The organism is Ruegeria atlantica, from assembly GCF_947495585.1.
GTDB classification, from domain to species: Bacteria; Pseudomonadota; Alphaproteobacteria; order Rhodobacterales; family Rhodobacteraceae; genus Ruegeria; species Ruegeria atlantica_G.
Window position 1 is genome coordinate 1,019,734 of record NZ_CANLZK010000001.1, and the last position, 20,283, is coordinate 1,040,016.

General features: G+C 58.3%; 17 protein-coding genes. 8 read left to right on the forward strand and 9 right to left on the reverse strand.

Annotation, left to right across the window (positions count from 1 at the left end; genetic code table 11):
• Positions 1-77: 77 nt before the first annotated feature.
• The gene (locus tag QMP16_RS05030; RefSeq protein ID WP_109311369.1) at positions 78-1,160 is read right to left on the reverse strand and encodes a TRAP transporter substrate-binding protein; all 1,083 of its coding nucleotides are present in this window, start codon (positions 1,158-1,160) and stop codon (positions 78-80) included.
• Between the two features lie 248 nt (positions 1,161-1,408).
• On the opposite strand from QMP16_RS05030, the gene QMP16_RS05035 reads away from it, so the two are divergent.
• Both QMP16_RS05035 and QMP16_RS05040 read left to right on the forward strand, forming a co-directional pair.
• Positions 1,409-2,842, forward strand: a complete 1,434-nt coding sequence (locus tag QMP16_RS05035) for a cache domain-containing protein (RefSeq protein WP_282151452.1) — start codon at positions 1,409-1,411, stop codon at positions 2,840-2,842.
• A complete protein-coding gene (locus QMP16_RS05040; RefSeq protein WP_058277545.1) occupies positions 2,839-3,486 on the forward strand; it encodes a response regulator transcription factor in 648 nt (215 codons plus the stop codon). Before QMP16_RS05035 ends, QMP16_RS05040 begins: the two co-directional genes overlap by 4 nt.
• Positions 3,487-3,569: 83 nt before the next feature.
• Here QMP16_RS05040 and QMP16_RS05045 read toward each other — a convergent pair whose 3' ends face one another.
• Together QMP16_RS05045 and QMP16_RS05050 are read right to left on the reverse strand one after the other, a co-directional pair.
• Positions 3,570-3,953 carry a bleomycin resistance protein gene (locus tag QMP16_RS05045; protein WP_282151453.1) on the reverse strand — a complete coding sequence of 128 codons (384 nt, stop codon included), beginning with the start codon at positions 3,951-3,953 and terminating at the stop codon, positions 3,570-3,572.
• 48 nt (positions 3,954-4,001) lie between these two features.
• The gene (locus tag QMP16_RS05050; protein WP_282151454.1) at positions 4,002-4,847 is read right to left on the reverse strand and encodes a HalD/BesD family halogenase; all 846 of its coding nucleotides are present in this window, start codon (positions 4,845-4,847) and stop codon (positions 4,002-4,004) included.
• Between the two features lie 422 nt (positions 4,848-5,269).
• On the opposite strand from QMP16_RS05050, the gene QMP16_RS05055 reads away from it, so the two are divergent.
• From QMP16_RS05055 to QMP16_RS05065, 3 genes are all read left to right on the forward strand, one after another.
• The gene (locus tag QMP16_RS05055; protein ID WP_058274261.1) at positions 5,270-7,021 is read left to right on the forward strand and encodes an acetolactate synthase 3 large subunit; all 1,752 of its coding nucleotides are present in this window, start codon (positions 5,270-5,272) and stop codon (positions 7,019-7,021) included.
• A 67-nt stretch (positions 7,022-7,088) separates the two neighbouring features.
• On the forward strand, positions 7,089-7,649 hold the full coding sequence (gene ilvN / locus QMP16_RS05060) for an acetolactate synthase small subunit (protein WP_282151455.1): 561 nt from the start codon (positions 7,089-7,091) through the stop codon (positions 7,647-7,649).
• Between the two features lie 291 nt (positions 7,650-7,940).
• Entirely contained in the window at positions 7,941-8,675 is a 735-nt protein-coding gene (locus tag QMP16_RS05065) for a helix-turn-helix domain-containing protein (protein ID WP_282151456.1), read from the forward strand.
• Positions 8,676-8,680: 5 nt separating this feature from the next.
• Here QMP16_RS05065 and QMP16_RS05070 read toward each other — a convergent pair whose 3' ends face one another.
• The 3 genes from QMP16_RS05070 to prfB form a co-directional block, all read right to left on the reverse strand.
• The gene (locus tag QMP16_RS05070) at positions 8,681-9,463 is read right to left on the reverse strand and encodes a DUF2189 domain-containing protein (RefSeq protein WP_282151457.1); all 783 of its coding nucleotides are present in this window, start codon (positions 9,461-9,463) and stop codon (positions 8,681-8,683) included.
• Between the two features lie 33 nt (positions 9,464-9,496).
• Positions 9,497-10,891, reverse strand: coding sequence for an amidase (locus tag QMP16_RS05075; RefSeq protein WP_282151458.1), 1,395 nt, complete (start codon positions 10,889-10,891; stop codon positions 9,497-9,499).
• Between the two features lie 190 nt (positions 10,892-11,081).
• A complete protein-coding gene (prfB, locus tag QMP16_RS05080) occupies positions 11,082-12,209 on the reverse strand; it encodes a peptide chain release factor 2 (RefSeq protein ID WP_058277539.1) in 1,128 nt (375 codons plus the stop codon).
• A gap of 77 nt (positions 12,210-12,286) precedes the next feature.
• On the opposite strand from prfB, the gene QMP16_RS05085 reads away from it, so the two are divergent.
• Complete coding sequence (locus tag QMP16_RS05085) at positions 12,287-13,120, forward strand: aminoglycoside phosphotransferase family protein (protein ID WP_282151459.1); 834 nt, start codon at positions 12,287-12,289, stop codon at positions 13,118-13,120.
• Here QMP16_RS05085 and QMP16_RS05090 read toward each other — a convergent pair.
• The 3 genes from QMP16_RS05090 to QMP16_RS05100 form a co-directional block, all read right to left on the reverse strand.
• The gene (locus QMP16_RS05090; protein WP_282151460.1) at positions 13,114-15,600 is read right to left on the reverse strand and encodes a penicillin-binding protein 1A; all 2,487 of its coding nucleotides are present in this window, start codon (positions 15,598-15,600) and stop codon (positions 13,114-13,116) included. The genes QMP16_RS05085 and QMP16_RS05090 overlap by 7 nt on opposite strands.
• Positions 15,601-15,695: 95 nt before the next feature.
• Positions 15,696-16,916, reverse strand: coding sequence for an N-acetylmuramoyl-L-alanine amidase (locus QMP16_RS05095; protein WP_282151461.1), 1,221 nt, complete (start codon positions 16,914-16,916; stop codon positions 15,696-15,698).
• A 66-nt stretch (positions 16,917-16,982) separates the two neighbouring features.
• Positions 16,983-18,146, reverse strand: coding sequence for a pyridoxal phosphate-dependent aminotransferase (locus tag QMP16_RS05100; RefSeq protein ID WP_282151462.1), 1,164 nt, complete (start codon positions 18,144-18,146; stop codon positions 16,983-16,985).
• Between QMP16_RS05100 and QMP16_RS05105 the strand changes: the two genes are divergently transcribed.
• Entirely contained in the window at positions 18,145-19,527 is a 1,383-nt protein-coding gene (locus tag QMP16_RS05105) for a M48 family metalloprotease (RefSeq protein ID WP_282151463.1), read from the forward strand. The genes QMP16_RS05100 and QMP16_RS05105 overlap by 2 nt on opposite strands.
• A complete protein-coding gene (locus tag QMP16_RS05110; RefSeq protein ID WP_282151464.1) occupies positions 19,524-20,282 on the forward strand; it encodes a DsbA family protein in 759 nt (252 codons plus the stop codon). Before QMP16_RS05105 ends, QMP16_RS05110 begins: the two co-directional genes overlap by 4 nt.
• Position 20,283: the final 1 nt, after the last annotated feature.

Below are 20,283 nucleotides of genomic sequence, written 5' to 3' on the forward strand. Positions count from 1 at the left end.
TGATGGGTCCGCGCATACGCAACAGAGAAAGGTTTCCCCGCGAAAGCGGGGAAACCAATTGATCGTTTGGAAAACGTTTAGCCGCGAACGCGGTTACGCTGCGTTGTGTAAACGCCCGATGACAGGTCAAGCCAACCAGCCGACGATGCCGACGACGCCATGGCGCTGTCGTGGATCTTCTTGAACAGCTCGTCGCCCATGTTTTCGTCCAGCACTTCCTGGCTGGCCGCACCAAACGCATCCCAAACGCTGTCCGGGAATTCCATGACCTTGACGCCACCTGATTGCAGGCGCTGCAGAGCGGCACCGTTGTTGGCCAGGAATTGTGCCAGGTTCCACTGGTGTGCTTCGGCAGCGGCAATCTCGATGATCTTCTGCTGAGCGGGTGTCAGGCTGTCGAACACGTCGCGGTTGGTTGCCAGCGACAGGCCTGCGTTCGGCTCGTGGAAACCGGCGGTGTAGTAAACCTTGGTGATTTCCTGGAAACCGGCTTTTTCGTCAGCCCACGGACCGATCCACTCGGTACCGTCGATCGCGCCGGACGACAGCGCCTGATACACTTCCGAACCCGGAATGTTCTGCACGGACGCGCCCAGTTTACCCAGAGCTTGGCCACCCAGACCGGGCATACGGAATTTCAGACCTTGGAAGTCTTCTGGACCGTTGATCTCTTTCGAGTACCAGCCACCCGCCTGCGCGCCGGTGTTACCTGCCAGGAACGACTTCAGTCCAAAGATCTGGCCCAGCTCGTCATGCAGCTCCATGCCGCCGTCCTGGTAGTACCAGTTCACCATTTCCTGAGCGGTCATGCCGAACGGAACAGCGGTGAAGAAGGCATAGCCCGGGTGCTGGCCAACAAAGTAGTAGTCCGCCGCGTGATACATGTCGGCCTGACCCGACGATACCGCGTCAAAGACTTCGAATGCGCCAACCAGTTCACCGGCAGCCTTGATGTCAACGGTCAGGTTGCCGTCCGACATCGCAGTGATGCTGTCGGCGCAACGCTGTGCGCTGTCGAAAACACCCGCCAGGCCGCGACCCCACGAGGTTACCATGGTCAGCGTGCGCTTACCCTGCGCATATGCCGGTGCCGCCAGCGTGGTGGCTGCAGCTGCCGAGCCGCCCAGAGCAGATGTTTTTAGAAATGAACGACGATCCATATGAGTGTTCCTCCCCTACATATTCAAAACCCGGGCAATTGCCGGGCGTAGTCGTTTTCAGTGCGCGTCAGCCTAATGACCAAGATGTGAATGTGAATACCTAGTACTACGTAGGGGATCGCGTTTTTGATGTTTTCCCGGATGCAAACCGTGACAAATGCAAAATAATTCTGCGCGCCGGCCCTCTCATATGCGCCAATTCACCAAAAATTTTGCAATTTGCCGCCTGCTTGCGTATCGATTCGCCTATGAGGGGATTCCGTAATCTGATTTCGCTGACCTATGGCCAGAAATTGTCGCTTGTGGCGGCGATCCCTTTGGTCGTGGCGGTGGCCGCGATTGCGTTCTTTGTGGCGCAGGAATCCCGTGCAACTGCCGAACGGGAAATTCAGGCACTTGAACGACGTCTGATCGAGGCCAAAAAAGAAGAGCTCAAGAACTATGTCACGCAGGCCCGCAACGGGTTTGCCTATATCTATGGACGTGCATCACCAGAGGACCAGGTTGCACAAAACCTTGTAACACAGATCCTTTCGGCAATGATCTACGGCAAGGACGGTTTCTTTTTCGTCTATGACTATGACGGCAACAACCTTGTCAGCCCGCGCCAGACCGAATTCATCAACCAAAACTGGGTGGGTCTGACCGACAGTGATGGCACCCCCATCGTGGACGAGTTCATCCGGCTAGCCCGCCAGGGTGCGGGCTGGCACAGTTTCATGTGGCAGAAACCCTCGACCGGGGAAGAAGCGCAAATGATCGCCTATGTGGTCGGCCTGCAGGATTGGCGGTGGGCTGTCGGCACAGGAGTATTCATCGACGACATCGTCGCGACAGTCGCCAACGCGCGGGCCGAGGTCGAGGCCCGTGTGCAACGGACTTTCTCTTACATTGGCGCAATTGTTCTTGCCGCGGTGTTGGTTGTCTTCACCTCGGGCATGTTGCTGAACGTCCGCGAGCGCCGCCTGGCAGATGCCAAACTTAAAGAACTGACGCAGCGGGTTTTTGATGCGCAAGAGGAAGAGCGTGGGCGCGTGGCGCGCGAATTGCATGACGGTATCAGCCAGATCCTCGTCGGTGTCCGCTATGCGCTGGACAATGCCCGCCGTCGCCTGTCTCGCGGTGACGATGCCGGGGCACAGGCACCTCTGGAAAAGGGCATCGACACACTGGGCGCGGCTATTACAGAAGTCCGCCGCATCAGCCGCGACCTGCGGCCCGGCGTGCTGGACGATCTGGGCCTTGGCCCTGCCCTCAAGGCGCTGACCGACGATTTCTGCGAACGCACCGGGATCGAAACCGAATTCTCGACCGTGGTGTTCCGCAACCGGCTGGACCAGGACAGCAAGATCGCTCTGTATCGCATCGCCCAAGAAGCGCTGACCAATATCGAGCGTCATTCCGGGGCGACACGTGTTACAATCGACCTGCGCGGCCACAAGAAAGGCGCGACAATGCGGATCACCGACAATGGCCGTGGGTTACGCACCACACCTGATCCCGCCAACCCCGGTATCGGCTTGCGCAACATGCAGGAACGCATCGAACAGCTTGACGGATCGCTGCGCATTCTGTCATCACGCGCCCCACGCAGCGGCACAGTGATCGAGGTCAGCCTGCCTCTGAGCCACATGCTGCCGCCGCAAGAGGACGCAACGCCTAACCGAAAGGCTGGTACATGAGCGATCAGACAATCCGGGTTCTTATCGTTGACGACCACCCCATGGTCGCTGAAGGGATTCAATCGATCCTTGAAAGCTATGATGAGATCGAGGTGGTCGGAACACTGGGCAGCGGACAAGAGGCTGTGGATCAGGCGACCGATCTTGCGCCCGACGTGATCCTGATGGATCTGAACATGCCCGGCTTAGGCGGCCTCAGCGCGACCGAGATCATTCTGGAACGTCTACCCCGGACACGCATTCTGATCCTGTCCATGCATGACAGCCCTGAATACATTTCGACCGCGCTCAGCCATGGCGCCAGCGGATACGTTCTCAAGGACGTGCCGACGGATGAGATCAAACAGGCCATCGACGCCGTGATGCGTGGTGAGCAGTACTTGTGCACCGGAGCCAGCGGATCGCTTCAGCCCAAAGGCGATAGCGCCCGCGAGGCATTGACCGGGCGCGAACAGACAATTCTGCTGGAATTGGCGCAGGGCAAATCCAACAAGGAAGTCGCCGCAGCATTGGATATCTCGGTTCGAACCGTTGAAACGCACCGCAAGAACATCCGGCGCAAACTTGGGATTTCATCCACCGCTGGCCTGACCCGCTATGCGCTTGAACATGGCGTACTACAAGGCACAAGCCCTGGCTTCTGACCCCGCAGCGCGGAATGCGCTGCCTGGCCCAACCGGAGGACGTGCGCCGAAGGCGCATCGACGACGGGCGGGAGCTTTTTAACTCAAGACTTTGCTCGCAAACCTTCGCCAAAAAACACCAGTGTTCCGTCCTCATCCAGGACGTGAAACTCGCGTTGTTGATACGGCTGATCAAACGGCGGACGCACGCGCCCCTCTGGTAAATCAGCTAACCCTGCCTTGAGGGTTTCATACAGATCATCAATCCCGGCCACATCGATGTAAAAGGACTGATCATCCCCCAAGGCACGACCATCATCGCGCGGCGGGCATTCAAGCAAGCGAATGGCGACCTTGCCACGCGACAGGAAGGCATAATTGTCCTGCCTGAAACCGCAGGAAAATCCCAACCGATCGCAATAGAAATCAATCTGCTTTTGCAGTGACGAACACAGAACAAATGGCGTGAGCTGTAGCAATTCCGGCATATGCCCCTCCGACGGTAGCCCCTGCTCTCGATTGTAACCCGCGACCGGTTAATCCAACAACTGATCCTTGCGCAATCCAGCACGCTGGTGATGATGCGGCAGAACCCGCCCATACAGCTGTTGGGTACGCTCAACCCCGCCACACATGCCTTCGGCTTCGACAAAGGAAAAGATGCCTACATATCGGCTGCGCTTCCCTTGGACCGGAGCGACCCGGTGCAATGCATATCTGCCCTTGAAGATCTGCAGATCCCCGGGCTGCAGCTCCAACGTCCTGACCAGCGCCCTGTTTCCGTCCAGAACAGAGGCCACGGATGAGAAATTCTCGTATTCGGTGCTGCGCAAGTTCGGCACGTATTCAAAGGCCCCACCCGTCTCGCCATTCTGGATGGCCAGTGTCACGGTGTAGTTGTTGGTATCGAAATGCCAGGGAAAGCCCTGCCCTTCTTCGACCACGTTGACGATCACATCCGCCAGCGGATCGTCATAGCGAAAGAACCGATCCTCCGGCTCATCCAGCCCATCGCGTATGAACGGCAAAAAGCCCTCGAACTCATAAATTCGGCGCAAAGGTCCTGATTTGGGAAAGTTATCCGCGGGAACGAAAGCGTTGGACCGATCATAGAATCTGCGTATCGGGTGGTTCAGGTCCAAACGGGGATCGTCCTGTGAGAAATAAGCGTTGGTGCGGTTGAAAGAGCGATGCGCCCGGTCGGCCACGGCATCCGCCTCTTTCAATAGCTGCGCCAAACCTTCGGGGTGGATAAAACCGGGCAAAACGGCGCAGCCGTCCTGATCCAACTCGCTGCGCAGATCACCGATCAGTCGTTCATATGCGCGCGAGTCCGGGCAATCGATCGGATACCGCCCCAGATCAACGAGATCATGGATCATCCACCGCCTCCCTTCCTTGTTCGGTCACTCTCAGCGTGCCGCAGTCAAAACTACTCATCATGCTTGTTTCGGACATAGCGATGCCGCTTTTTGACTACCTTCAAGGCAGAAATCCGGAGGTCAAAAGGGGCATTTTTCCTGAATATTCCCTGCATGCGTCAATCTGCGCAATAAAATGTCGCAAAATTCACCCTCAGAGTTACAAAATTGGTGCAAAAGCCTGTTGACGCCCCTTCCCCCGGCTCATAATGTCCCTGCACGCAAAGAAGGAGCCTCTGGCGATGAGAACGCTAGTCGTAATCGTAGGAACCACGCGCATGGGCCGGTAACGGTAAACCATAATCGAACCCATGCGCCTCCGAAAATCTCGGGGGCTTTTTTTTGTCAAACGCAAGACACATGTCGCGAACGGAGCAAAGCAGATGACACGTGAGATGACCGGCGCAAAGATGGTAGTTCAGGCCCTCAAGGATCAGGGCGTGGACACGGTATTCGGATACCCCGGCGGTGCTGTGCTACCGATTTATGATGAGATTTTTCTGCAAAACGATATTCGTCACATTCTGGTGCGGCATGAACAAGGCGCAGTTCACGCAGCCGAAGGTTATGCTCGCTCGACCGGCAAGCCCGGCGTTGCCCTTGTGACCTCTGGCCCCGGCGCGACAAACGCCGTGACCGGCCTGACGGATGCGCTGCTGGATTCGATCCCGATTGTGGTTTTGACCGGACAGGTTCCGACGTTCATGATTGGCTCGGACGCGTTCCAGGAAGCGGACACCGTCGGCATCACCCGCCCCTGCACCAAGCATAACTGGCTGGTCAAGGACACGGACTCGCTGTCCGACACGATGCACGAGGCATTCCATGTCGCCACCTCGGGTCGCCCTGGTCCGGTTCTTGTCGATATCCCCAAGGACGTTCAGTTCGCAACCGGTGACTATAGCGCTCCAAAGCCCTCGACCTCGCACTACCAACCGATAGTGAAGGGCGATTTGGAGGAGATCACCGAACTGGTCGCCGCAATTGAGACCGCCAAGAAGCCCGTCTTTTACACCGGCGGCGGCGTCATCAACTCCGGCACAGCGGCCAGCCAGTTGCTGCGTGAGCTGGTCGATGCGACCGGCTTCCCGATCACCTCGACCCTGATGGGTCTGGGCGCCTACCCGGCTTCGGGCAAAAATTGGCTGGGCATGCTGGGCATGCACGGACTCTATGAGGCCAATTTGGCCATGCATGACTGCGACCTGATGATCAACATTGGTGCGCGGTTCGATGACCGGATCACTGGGCGGATCGACGCGTTCTCGCCCAACTCGAAAAAAGCCCATATCGACATCGACCCGTCCTCGATCAACAAGGTGATCCGCGTGGACATTCCGATTGTCGGCGATGTTGCCCATGTGCTGGAGGATATCCTGAAGGTTTGGAAAGCGCGTGGCCGCAAGACAGATGAGGCGTCGGTTGCCAAGTGGCAGGATCAGATCACCGAATGGCGCAAAGTGAACTGTCTGGCCTACACCAACAGCGAAAAGACGATCAAACCGCAATACGCGCTTGAACGGCTGGAAGAGCTGACCAAAAAGCACGACCGTTACATCACCACCGAGGTCGGTCAGCACCAGATGTGGGCCGCGCAGTATCTGGGCTTCGAAGATCCGAACCGCTGGATGACGTCAGGCGGATTGGGCACGATGGGCTATGGCTTCCCGGCCTCCATCGGTGTGCAGATGGCGCACCCTGACGCGCTGGTCATCAACGTCGCGGGCGAAGCCTCTTGGCTGATGAACATGCAGGAAATGGGCACCGCCGCACAGTATCGCCTGCCGGTGAAACAATTCATTCTGAACAACGAACGCCTTGGCATGGTTCGTCAGTGGCAGGAACTGCTGCATGGCGAGCGGTACTCGCATTCCTGGTCCGAGGCCCTGCCCGATTTCGTCAAACTCGCCGAGGCCTTTGGTGCCAAGGGTATCCTGTGTTCCGACCCCGCCGATCTGGATGACGCAATCATGGAGATGATCAACTATGACGGTCCTGTCATCTTTGACTGTCTGGTCGAAAAGCACGAGAACTGCTTCCCCATGATCCCGTCGGGCAAGGCGCATAACGAAATGCTGTTGGGCGAAGCCGAAACGCAAGGCGTGATCGATTCCAAAGGTTCGGTTCTGGTCTGACACAATTCGACGGATTTTGTCGGGTGCTCTGGCAGCCGACCATCAAAGGATTATGAAAGGGACATAAATGTCTGCCCTACATATCAAAAAAGGTGCAACGCGCCATTCCGCCTACAACCTACGCCCCACGTTTTCGGACGTGCAGGAACGCCATACGATTGCGGTTTTGGTTGAAAACGAACCGGGTGTTCTGGCCCGCGTGATCGGACTGTTCTCGGGCCGGGGTTACAACATCGAAAGCCTGACCGTCGCCGAGGTGGATCACACTGGCCACCTGAGCCGGATTACCATCGTCACCACCGGCACCCCTCAGGTGATCGAACAGATCAAAGCCCAATTGGGCCGTATCGTTCCGGTACACGAGGTTCACGACCTGACTGTCGAAGGCCCCTCGGTCGAGCGGGAACTGGCGATCATCAAGGTTGTCGGCGCGGGCGACAAGCGGGTCGAGGCGTTGCGTCTGGCCGATATCTTTCGCGCCAGCGTCGTAGATAGCACGTTGAATTCGTTCATCTTCGAGCTCACCGGTGCCCCGGACAAAATCGACGCCTTTGCCGATCTGATGCGCCCGCTGGGCCTTATCGAGATTGCACGCACCGGCGTGGCCGCCCTGCTGCGCGGCGACTGACTTTTTCGCCTCGCCCCCCCTTTTGGATACCGGGGCGAGGCGCAGTCCCAGGACATGTTCAAACAATATCGCTGTATGTTGCTTATGAGCATGGTTACCCAAAAAGATCATACAAATTGACGTAAAGCCTATTGCGTTTGCCTGCCCCGACGTTAACTTCGGAGGCGTAGCGTGGTGTTGGGATGCGCCAGCTGGGGTCACCAGTACGATTGTGAATGCATGCACGGCCAAAAAGGTCGGGTGCGTCGCGCTTTTTGAAATGACACTCTGGAACCTGGGACAGAAATGACCATGAGTATCCGCAGTCCTGATGAATTGCGCCAGATGTTCGGCGACAATCTGCGACAATTGTCGCGGCAATATTCGTCCGTGTCCGAGCTGTGCCGTCAACTGGGCATCAACAGGACCCAATTCAACAGATATCTGGCGGGTGAAAGCTTTCCCCGCCCCGATGTTCTGGATCGCATGTGCCGGTTTTTCGAGGTCGACGCCCGTATCCTGTTGCGGCCTCTGGAGGAAATTGAAACACCTCCGGAACATCCGGCTGCTTCGGCCCTGACTGAATTCCTGGGGTCCGGCCCCTCAACGCTAACCGAAAACCTGCTGCCGGCGGGCTTTTATTATGCGACGGAAACGGGACTGGACGGATCTCCCATGACCAGACACCGGCTGATCCACACGCGCCGATTGCCGCAATGTACGCTGGTGCGCAGCTATGAGCCCGAAAATGAGGGGATACCGGCCGACACCACCAGACGTGAAGTACAGGGCATCGCGGCCTGCGCCGGGCGGCAGATTTTTATCCTTATGTCCAGCCGCGCGGCCCAAAACAGCCGTATCTACCTTGTAACGCGCGGCGCTGAAGAAAACTCCGAGCGATGGCGTGGCATTGCAATTTGCCTGTCCAAAACCAACGCTCAGGCGACCACAATGCGCCGGATTTCGCTGAATTATCTGGGCACTCATGCAAAGGCCGCCCTGCCAGCGGCGCGCGCTGCCAAGCGGCTCAAGCAAAGCGCTGCATAGGCTCTTCAGGCGTCTATCCCGGCCCCTGCCAGAGTGATCAGACGATACAGGTGCCAACTGGCATGCCCCAGCAAAGGCAAGACGATCAACAGCCCCAAAAACCACGGGATCATGGCCACAAACGTCACGACGGCCACGAACACACCCCACCCCAGCATGATCTTCGGGTTCGACCGGACATAGCTGAAACTGGCGATCATCGCAGTCACGAAGTCCAGTTCTCTATCCAGCAACATCGGGATCGAAAGGACGGTGATCATGTATAGAATAAGCGCGAAAATGGCCCCCACGATGCTGCCGACGGCCAGCATAGTCAGGCCATTGGGTGTCATAAAGACCTCTAGCGAACTGGAGACGTTGGTCATGGTCGACAGCCCCATGAACAACGCAAAGATCATATGACCCAAGAAAAACCAGAACAGGAAAATCACAACGATAATCGCGCAGATGGATGGCAATTGACGACGGCTCTGCTGCAGGACAACGCCGAAAACCTCGTTGAAATCCAAAGGTTCACCCTGTTCTAGCCGGTGTGACACCTCATACAACCCTACTGCCGCAAAAGGGCCGAGCAATGGGAACCCTATGGTGGCCAACACCAGCCAGAATGACGTCTGCGTCTGCACCGTGACCCACGCCATGGCCAGGCCAGCCAACACATAGAACCCACCGAACAACAGTCCAAAAACAGGTGCTCGACGAAAATCAGCCCAGGCACGGCGCAATGCCTCGCGCAGCATTCTGGTATCCACAGGTCCCATATCCGGAACCCCAAAGGGTTTTTCCATGCTCTGTTTTTCCTCCTGTTTCCGGTGCTCTCCTCAAGCCGGTCGGTTTTGTGGCCACCCGGTCGCGTCGTGATACGCAGCTCCCATTGACAATATATCCGCATCCGCGCCGCGTGGTCCAAAGACTTGCATGCCCATCGGCAACCCGCCTGCCCCAAACCCCACCGGCACCGACAGACACGGCAAGCCAATCAAGCTGACTGGAATCATGACCTGCATCCAGCGGTGATAGGTATCCATGCTTTTACCGGCAATCTCGGTGGGATACGGAAGCTCAAGTTCAAACGGCCAGACCTGAGTAGACGGCAGGATCAACGCATCAAATCCTTCGAACAGTTCAGCCGCGCGCCGGAACCAATCCGATCGTACAACACTTGCCTGATGCACCTGCATCGCCGTCAAGGCTTGCCCCTGGTCAAGCTCCCATTGCGCCGTGTCCTTCAACTGCGCCCGCTGTTCAGACTGCGGGGCCAGACTTGCCGCCACGCTCCAGGATCGTAAGGTCGACCAGCTTTCGAATATGCGTTCCGCATCAAAGGGCGGCGCAACAGCTTCAACCTGCGCCCCCTGCTGTACGAAAACGGACAGCGCATCCTGGCACAGGTCCAAAATACCATCCTCAAACGGCATCGCCCCGCCCCAGTCGCCTAGCCAGCCGATCCGCATACCGGACAGATCGGCCGCCTGAACTGGGGACACCGCAGCATTATGCGGGGTTGCAGGATGCCGCGGGTCAGGCCCTGAAATTACGTCCAACAACACACCCAGATCTTCAGGTGTTCGGGCCATCGGACCAAGCGTGGACAGTTGGTGAAGGAATACGTCGCCCACCGGTTCGGGCGGCACACGTCCCCAACTTGGGCGAAACCCATAGACATTGTTCCAGGCCGCCGGATTGCGCAGACTGCCCATCATGTCAGAGCCATCCGCCAGCGCCACCATCCCGGTGGCCAGCGCAACCGCTGCCCCACCCGATGATCCACCACATGTCTTAGAGCGATCATATGGGTTACGTGTGGCGCCATAAACGGGATTGAACGTGTGCGAGCCCAAGCCGAACTCTGGCGTATTTGTTTTACCGATCAGGATTGCGCCGGCCGCCCGCATTCGTGCGGCTATCAGATCGTCCTGTTCGGGTACATGATCGCGATACAGCGGTGATCCCTGCGACGACACCACTCCGGCGACATTCACCAGATCTTTGACCGCGATCGGCAGCCCATGCAACGGGCCTGTCACTGGTCCCGCATCCAGCGCACGCGCCTCGGCCATCAGCGCCTCTTCATCGCGCAGCGCAACAATCGCATTCAGAGGCGGGTTGACCGCGGCAATGCGATCCAAGGTTTCACGCATCAGATCAGCGGCTAAGAGACGCCGGGCCGAAAGCGCCGCCAACAAGGCAGTTGCGGTTGTCTGACTTAAATCCATCCGGGACCCATCGCATTCAGTGTTACCAAGTCGCGATCAGCCTAGCGAGGCCGCAACCCCATTTAAACCCGTGTTTTACATATATCTTTTACCACGCACACCGCAGTGCACGGATCAGCTACATCTGGCCAAAAACATCCCGGGGGAGTCTCCGCCTGCGGAGACGGGGGCAGCGCCCCCTTGCGGCGTCTCAGCCGTCGCCTTGTGCCTCGGAGCGGCTCTTGCCCGCCACATCCATCGCAAGGGTGGCAGCCATGAACCCATCCAGGTCGCCATCCAGTACACCTTTGGTGTCGGATGTCTCATGGTTGGTGCGCAGATCCTTGACCATCTGATAGGGCTGCAAAACATAAGACCGGATCTGGTTGCCCCAGCCCGCATCACCTTTGGCCTCATGTGCCGCGTTGATGTCCGCGTTGCGACGGTCCAATTCCTGCTGATACAGGCGCGATTTCAGGGCCTTCATAGCAATATCGCGGTTCTGGTGTTGCGACTTCTCAGAACTGGTCACGACGATCCCGGTCGGAATGTGCGTAATTCGAACTGCCGAATCCGTGGTGTTCACGTGCTGACCACCCGCGCCCGAAGACCGATATGTGTCGATGCGAATTTCGGACGGGTTCACCTCAATCTCGATATTGTCGTCGACCACCGGATAGACCCAGACCGAACTGAAGGATGTGTGCCGCTTGGCTGCCGAGTCAAATGGCGAAATGCGCACCAGACGATGCACGCCGCTCTCGGATTTCAACCAACCATAGGCGTTATGGCCGGAAATCTTGTAAGCAGCGGATTTGATGCCAGCCTCTTCGCCCGCCGTCTCGGACTGCAGCTCGACAGTGTACCCCTTCTTCTCAGCCCAGCGGACATACATCCGCGCCAGCATCGAGGCCCAGTCACAGCTTTCGGTGCCACCGGCGCCCGAGTTGATTTCAAGGAAGGTGTCATTGCCGTCGGCCTCGCCATCCAGCAGCGCCTCAAGCTCCTTCTTGGCGGCCTTCGCCCCCAATTTCTGAATGGCGTCTTCGGCGTCGGTGACGACCTCTTCGTCCTCTTCCATCTCACCAAGTTCGATCAGCTCGATATTGTCGCTCAGATCGGTCTTGATGGATTCGTATGTCTCAATGGCATCCACCAACATCTGACGCTCGCGCATCAGTTTCTGCGCATTCTCAGGGTTGTCCCACAGGTTGGGATCCTCGACGCGCGCATTGAATTCCTCAAGACGATGAGGGGCGGTCTCATAGTCCATACGCTGCGCCAGCAGCTCCAGTGACTTTTCGATTTCCGCCACGGTGTTCTGGGTTTCGGCGCGCATGGTCTTGTCCCAACTTGCTCAATCAGGCCTGCGTGATAGCAAGAGGCGCGGGCCACCACAAGACGGGCGACACGGGAATGCAAAACGCGCTGAACGAGTTTCTGACCAGATGGGAATTGGAGGACGCACAGCCCGTCGCAAATACCGGGCATGCACACGTGTGGAAGGTCCGAACTTTGGACAACACGCCTGCCGCCCTCAAGATCTATCGCCGTCCAAACCGTGGCAATGAAACAGCTGGTCCGCACCTGATCCACCTGTGGCGTGACCGGGGTGCTGTGCACATACTGGCCGAGGCCCCCAACGCCGTTTTGACGGAATGGCTTGAAGGGCCATCGCTTGGGAACATCGCGCGGTCAGGCCGCCCGGATGATGCGGTACGCGGTCTGGCGACGGCAGCGGGCCGACTGCATCAAAGCCCGACCATCAACGCGACCGGGCTGAAACCGCTTCAGGAAGTCTTCGCGCCAGTTTTCGACTGCCAATTCGCAGATGACTGCCCGACCCGGCTACGGCACGACATGATGCAAGCGATCAGCATTGGCCGTCACCTTCTGGACACGCAGGATACGGTTGTTCCGCTGCACGGGGATCTGCATCATGACAACGTGATCGCAACACCCGCCGGGCCTCGGGTATTTGACGCAAAGGGGTACATCGGCGATCCCGCTTTTGAGCTGGCCAATGCCCTGCGTCATCCAAAAGGTTTGCCAGAGTGGGTTCGGCGACCTGAACAGATTGAATCCGGCCTGGCACTATACGCGACCGCCATGCGGGTTAACGAAATACGACTTGCCGAATGGGCTACCGCAAAATGTGCTCTGTCGATCTTCTGGCGCGCAGATGGCACCGTCACAAATGACCCGGAAGAAGACCTGTTGAACCTGCTCCTGCAGGCAGCGGATCAGTAAAGACCGCCGCCCTGCAGTTCACCCTGGCTGGCGTTGGGGCCAACGGTGATTGTGTTGCCAGTCGACGTGGTAACCTGACGGCCCGAGTTGGCCTCTTCGAACAAAGGCAGATCAGAGCCCATCGCAAAGCCACCGTCATAGACACGGTCGATAAAGCCGTCGACGCCATCGCGGAAGTATTCGGCCACGACATAGTCACCGGAAGCATCGGCAGGCAGGCGCGCGCCACTGAAGCGGTCGATCTTGATGAAGTGACCACCTTCGGGCACATCAAACGGACCACCGCCGTATTTCTCGACCGCTTTCTCCATGAAGCTTTGAAACACAGGTCCGCACAACGTGCCCCCATAGGCCCCTCGCCCCATTGGACGCGGCCGGTCATACCCGATATAGCAACCAGCAACGATGTTCGAGGTGAAGCCAATGAACCACGCATCCTTGGATTCGTTCGTCGTACCCGTTTTACCCGCAGTCGGCACTGGCAGATTGACGACACTGGACGCGGTCCCACGATCCACCACACCTTTCATCATCGACGTCAGCTGATACGCGGTGATCGCATCCATGACCTGAGAGCGGTTCGTCTCAATTGTGGGCGACTCGCCCGGCTCAAGCCAGGCCGAGTTACAATCCAAGCACTGACGGTCGTCGTGACGATAGATCGTCTTGCCAAACCGATCCTGAATACGGTCGACCAGAGTGGGCTCCACCCGCTCACCGCCGTTGGCGAACATCGCGTAGGCGGCGACCATCTTGTACAGCGTGGTTTCTTCCGACCCCAGCGAGTTCGCCAGGAACGCACCCATACGGTCATAGACACCAAACCGTTCCGCGTAGCCAGCGACAACCGGCATAGTCACCTCTTGCGCCAGACGAATGGTCATCAGGTTCCGTGACTGTTCGATCCCAGTACGCAGCGGCGTTGGGCCGTAGAATTTGTTCGACGAGTTCTTGGGCCGCCACAGACCTTGGGGGGTGTTCACCTCAATCGGGGCATCCACAACGATAGTTGCGGGGCTATAACCACTGTCCAGCGCAGCCGCGTAGACGAAAGGTTTGAAGCTGGAACCGGGTTGGCGCTGCGCCTGCGTGGCGCGGTTGAACACCGAATCCTGATACGAGAACCCACCCTGCATCGCCAGAACACGGCCCGAGTTCACGTCCATCGCAACAAAGCCACCCTGCACTTCAGGCACCTGACGTGCAGACCACTGGCCTTCTTCCCCGGCCATAACCAGAATGACGTCGCCACGTTTGAAGTTCGCTGCGAAATCACCTTGCATCCATTTGATATCGGAACGTGGGATGATGCCGTCGGCCGGGCCGTCCTCGATCCCCACGGTCAATTGCTGTTCACCGACGTTCATCACAACAGCCGGATACCACTGCGTCGGAAGCACAACGTCACGGGGGATTTCTATGATGGCCAACGCTTCGCGCCACTGAGTTTCGTCGGTCAGTTTTTCTTCCGCAATAACCTCACCCGTCCCGCGCCATTTCCCGCGCGAGCGGTCGTATTTTTGCAATGCGGTACGCAGGGCTTTGGCGGCCTCAAGCTGCATTTCTTCGTCGACCGAGGCGCGGACAGCAAAGCCGCCGGTAAAGAACTCACCCTCGCCGAAATCGTCGCTCAGCTGGCGGCGTATCTCGTCGGTGAAATAGTCACGCGGCGGCAACGCCGTACGGAAGCTTTCGAAATCTCCGTTCTGGACCGAGCGGAGGGGCATTTCGACTTCGACCTCATAGGTCGCCTGATCGATATACCCATTCTGGTTCATCTCGCGCAAAACATAGTCCCGACGTGCAAGCAGACGCTCTTTTTGCCGAACCGGATGATAATCCGACGGTGCCTTGGGCATCGCGGCCAATGTCGCTGCCTCATGCGGCTCCAGCTCTTGCAGGGTCTTGTTGAAATAGGTCTGTGCGGCGGCGGTCACACCATAAGAGTTCTGACCCAGAAAGATCTCGTTCATATAGAGTTCGAGGATCTGTTCCTTGTCCAGCGTATCCTCAAGCCGAGTGGCGAGGATGATTTCCTTGATTTTCCGCTCGGCGCGGCGGTCGCCGGACAGCAGGAAATTCTTCATCACCTGCTGTGTAATGGTCGATGCACCGCGAACGGTTTCGCCCTTGGACTTCACCGCCTCAACACCTGCGGCAATGATACCGCGCGGATCGTAACCCTGGTGGGTGTAGAAATTCTTGTCCTCAGCCGAGATAAACGCCTGCTTCACCAGATCTGGAATCTCTTCGGACGGCGTGAACAAACGGCGTTCCTGCGCGAACTCGTCGATCAACTGGCCTTCGCCCGAATAGATTCGGCTGATCGTGGGCGGTTTGTACTGCGCCAACGATTCATGGCTGGGCAGGTCGCGCCCATACATCCAGAAGATCGCGCCGACGACCAGCGCGGCCATGAAGATACCCAATGTCACGAGGCTGAAGATCGCCCCGAAAATCGAAAGAATGAAACGGATCACGTTACTGCCTTTTACTCGCGGTGACGCCTATATAGTGATGGCCCGGCGCAGGGTCAAAACACGATGGCCAATACTAGCCGGTTTACGTCGCAGGGTCACTGACCAATCAAGGATCTTTTGATCAGGTCGTCCTGCCGCCATTTCTTAAGACCATCGACAATGCCCTGCGCCATTCCAACGCGCCATTCCGGGTTCCTGATATTCTGCAGGTCCCGGGGACTGGATAGAAACCCAAGCTCGACCAAAACCGAAGGAATATCCGCTGCCTTGAGAACCGAGAAGGACGCTGTGCGGATCGGCCTGCTGTTCATCGGGCCGCCCTGTTGTGTCATGCCATCTGCCAACGCACGGGCCAGCGCATCAGTTCGGGGCTTGGTTTCCTGACGGGCGATATCCAGCAGGATATCGGCCACCTGGTCATCCGCACCGCTCAGATCGATCCCCGAGATCAGGTCACCGCGGTCATGACGTTCCGCCAGCTTGTCACTGGCCACATCAGATGCTTCGTCCGACAAAGTATATACTGCGGCACCATGCGCGCGCCCTTCAGACAGGATATCTGCATGCAATGAGATAAACACATCCGCACCGGCCCTATGCGCCAGCGCGATGCGCCGTTCGAGCGAGACGAATTGGTCATCAACCCGCGTCATCACCACTTCGAACCCTCCGGTCCGCAATAAATGCTCGCGAAGCTCGCGCGCGAAAGTCAGCATCAGAGTCTTTTCGTCCAATCCGTCGGCCTCGGCCCCCGGGTCAATACCGCCATGGCCGGGGTCAAGCATGACCCGCAACGCGCCTGCCCCGCCCTGGCGCGGCTGGGTCGCTGTCACTGCGGGTTCGGGCAAATCCCAACCTTGTTGACGGGGTGCGCCTGCGCCAGCGGCGAATGAATCGAAATCGGTTCCTTGGAGAAGCAGCGACAGTTGCGCGCCTCCAGCCGTTTGATCAATTTTCATTTCGGCGCGGTCGACGGCCAAGGGCGCGCCAAGTTCCAGAACCATCCGAGACCAACCGGGAACGTATGCTCCGAATTGAACACCGCTGATACGATCGGTTTGCAGAAGCGCTTCGCGGTCAAGCCCGGTCCAGTCAACCTCTTGAAAATCAAGTACCATGCGATAGGGATCTTGCAATGTGAATACGCGGTAAGGGACGCCCTGGCTGAGGCCCAGATCGACCCTCACCCCTGCGCGACCTTCGTCCACAATGCGACTGTCATCCGGCAACACGCGCGCAAGCGCGCTGAAGTCATGCGCGACGGCGGCAGTCGACAGCACCCAAAACAGCGCAATGGCGTAAATGATCCTGCTCATGGCCTCAAGTTTTCCCGAGATCGTTTGTCTAGCACTCTATCGCATCCGGGGCCCGTTGTGAACGGCTCAGGCCTGTTCCGTGATCGCACCGCGATCCGCCATAAAGCGGTGCAGGCGCTGCAGACCCTCTTCGATGTCCGCCGTCGATCGCGCGTATGAAAACCGAAGCGTCGTATGACCGCGCAGCGGGTCGAAATCCAACCCCGGCGTGACGGCTACCCCGGCCTTTTCCAACACCTCGGCCGCAAAGGCCCGGCTGTCGTCGGTCAGGTCCGAGACGTCGGCGTAGACATAAAACGCCCCATCTGGCGGCGCGATATTGGTGAAACCGGCCTTGGGCAGCCCGTCCAGCATCAATTGGCGGTTGCGGCGATAAACATCCAGATTGGCCTGCAATTCATCGTTGCAGTCCATTGCCGCCAGCGCAGCCACTTGGCTGGCGTGCGGCGCACAGATGAACATGTTCTGAGCGATCCGCTCAACCACCCTCACCTGATCCTCGGGAACCACCATCCAGCCAACACGCCAGCCGGTCATCGAGAAATACTTGGAAAACGAGTTGATCACATAGCAGTCATCCGTCAGCTCCAGCGCGGTGACGGCTTTGGCCTCATATTCCAGCCCATGGTAAATCTCATCACTGATGAACGAAGCGCCCTGCCCCTGCGCGGCGTCAATAAGCGCGCCCATCGCTTTGTGATCCAACATCGTGCCCGTGGGGTTCGCAGGCGACGCAACCATCAGGCCCTGCAGGTCGAGCCCTGCGAAATCGGATGGCACGGGTTGCAGCCGGTTTTCGGGTGCGGTGGGCAGATCGACAGGGACCAGACCTAACGCTTTTAGAATTTGCCGGTAAGACGGATAGCCCGGTGCGCCGATGCCTACGCGGTCGCCGCTATCAAACAAGGCAGTGAAAGCCAGCAGAAACCCGCCGGACGACCCCGGTGTAACCACGACGCGGTCGGGGTTGAGATCGACGTTATACCACTCACCGTACAGATGTGCGATCCGTTGCCGCAGCGCGGGCAGACCCAAAGCCACGGTATAGCCCAGCGGGCCTTGGTCCATTTCTTTGGCCAAGGCCTGAACGGCCCCCTTGGGCGCGCCCGTTCCCGGCTGGCCGACCTCCATATGGATGATGTGCCGTCCGGCCTCTTCGGCGCGGCGTGCGGCCTCCATCACGTCCATCACGATGAAGGGATCGACCCCGGATCGGGTTGAGTTTCTCATGCCCATCTCCCATGTTGCAGCCATGGCTTTTGAACGCTTATCCAGGCTGGCGTCAATCCCGGCCCTGTTGCTGATTGCAGTGACATGGTTGAGCAGTGCGTTTCAGTCCAGCGCTCAAAGCCTGATCCGCGACCCCGATATCGAGCACGGGTTGCGCGAACTGGCCTTTCCCATTCTGCGGGCCGCCGGGCTAAACACCAATCGGGTGAAAATTCTGGTCGTCAATGACAGCACATTCAACGCATTTGTCATTGATTACAACGCGATATACGTAAATTACGGGCTAATCCTGACCGTCGAAAGCCCTGAGATGCTGCAAGCCGTGATCGCCCATGAAGCGGCTCATATCGCCAACGGCCATCTGGCCAGACGGGTTGAAAATATGCGCGCAGCGCAGCGCAAAGCACAGCTGGGCACTGCGCTGGCCCTGATCGCCGCAGCCGCAGGTGGTGGCGAGGCCGCAGCGGGAATCGCCGCTGGCACATCCGCGTCTGCCCTGCGCAGTTTCCTGGGGCACACACGGGCAGAAGAGGCATCGGCCGACCGCAGTTCGGCCAGTTACCTGCGCGCGGCGGGGATCTCACCCAACGGGATGGTCGCTCTGCACCAAAAGTTTGCCGGTCAGGAGTTGTTGAACACTGCCAACCAAGACCCCTATATGCGATCCCACCCCACCAGCCGCGAACGGCTGCGCGCCGCTGAGGCGTTTGTGGGCGAGTTCAGCGATCATGCCTCACCAAACCCCAACGCCGACTACTGGTTCGCGCGGGTCAAGGGCAAGCTATCGGCCTTCCTACGCTCGCCGGGCTGGACCTTGCGCCGGTTGAAAGAGGAAAGCGCGCAGGACATCCGCCTGATGCGCGAAGCCGCCGCACATCATCAAAACCGCGATCTGGCCCGCGCAAGGGCAGCGATCGACGGCGCGCTGGAAATCCGGCCCGATGATCCGTTCTTTTATGAACTAAAAGGGCAGATTCTATTGGAAAACAGAAAATTGCCCGACGCAATTAAAGCTTATGGACAGGCGGTTGAGATGTCTCCGAATGATCCATTGATTCTGGCGGGGTACGGGCGCGCCTTGCTGGCAGATGGGCAGACGGCCGACGCCCTGAAGATGCTTGAAAAGGCGCGCGCGCGGGACTATCGCAATGCACGACTGATGCAGGATCTTGGAATGGCTTATGCCAAGGTCGGAAATAACGGCATGGCCTCGGCCGTGACCGCAGAACGCTATGCCCTGCAAGGCCGCCTGGTCGATGCAGGCATTCACGCAAAACGCGCCGTCGGGCAATTGCCCGAAGGTTCACCTGGTTGGCAACGGGCACAGGATGTGTTGATTGCCTCGGAACGAGCGAAGAAAAAGAAAAGGAACCGGAAATGATCCTCAGACATGCTGCACCCGCCCTTCTGGGGCTTTCCCTGATCACCGGCCCCGCGCAGGCCCTAGACCTGAGCACCATGAGCGATGCCGAACGCGAGCAGTTCGGTGTGCAGGTGCGCGAGTACCTTCTGGAAAACCCCGAAGTGATCATCGAAGCAATCAACATTCTTGAACAGCGCAACGCTGCTGCCGAAGCTTCCGCTGACAAGGAACTGGTCGCCGCCAATGCGGACGAGCTGTTCAACGACGGCTATAGCTGGGTTGGCGGCAACCCGGATGGCGACATCACTCTGGTCGAATTCATGGATTACCGCTGCGGCTACTGTCGCCGCGCCGTGCCGGAAGTCGCGAGCCTGTTGGCCGAAGATGGCAACATCCGCCTTGTGATCAAGGAATTCCCGATCTTGGGCGACGCCTCGGTCCTGTCTTCGCGCTTTGCGGTCGCAACCAAACATGTGGCTGGCGCTGACGCCTACAAACAGGTCCATGACGCACTGATGGAATTCGGTGGAGAGCCTTCCGAAGTCTCCCTGCGCCGGATCTCGGATGGCCTCGGCCTGGACAGCGATGCGATCATTGCGGCCATGGACAGCGAGCAGGTTACGGATGAAATCGGTCAGACCCGTGCGCTGGCGCAGCGTATGCAGATTTCGGGAACACCTTCATTTGTTCTGGGCACAGAGATGCTGCGTGGGTTCCTGCCAGCGGATCAGATGAAGCAGATTGCGGACGGTGTGCGCGCAGAACAGGGCTGAT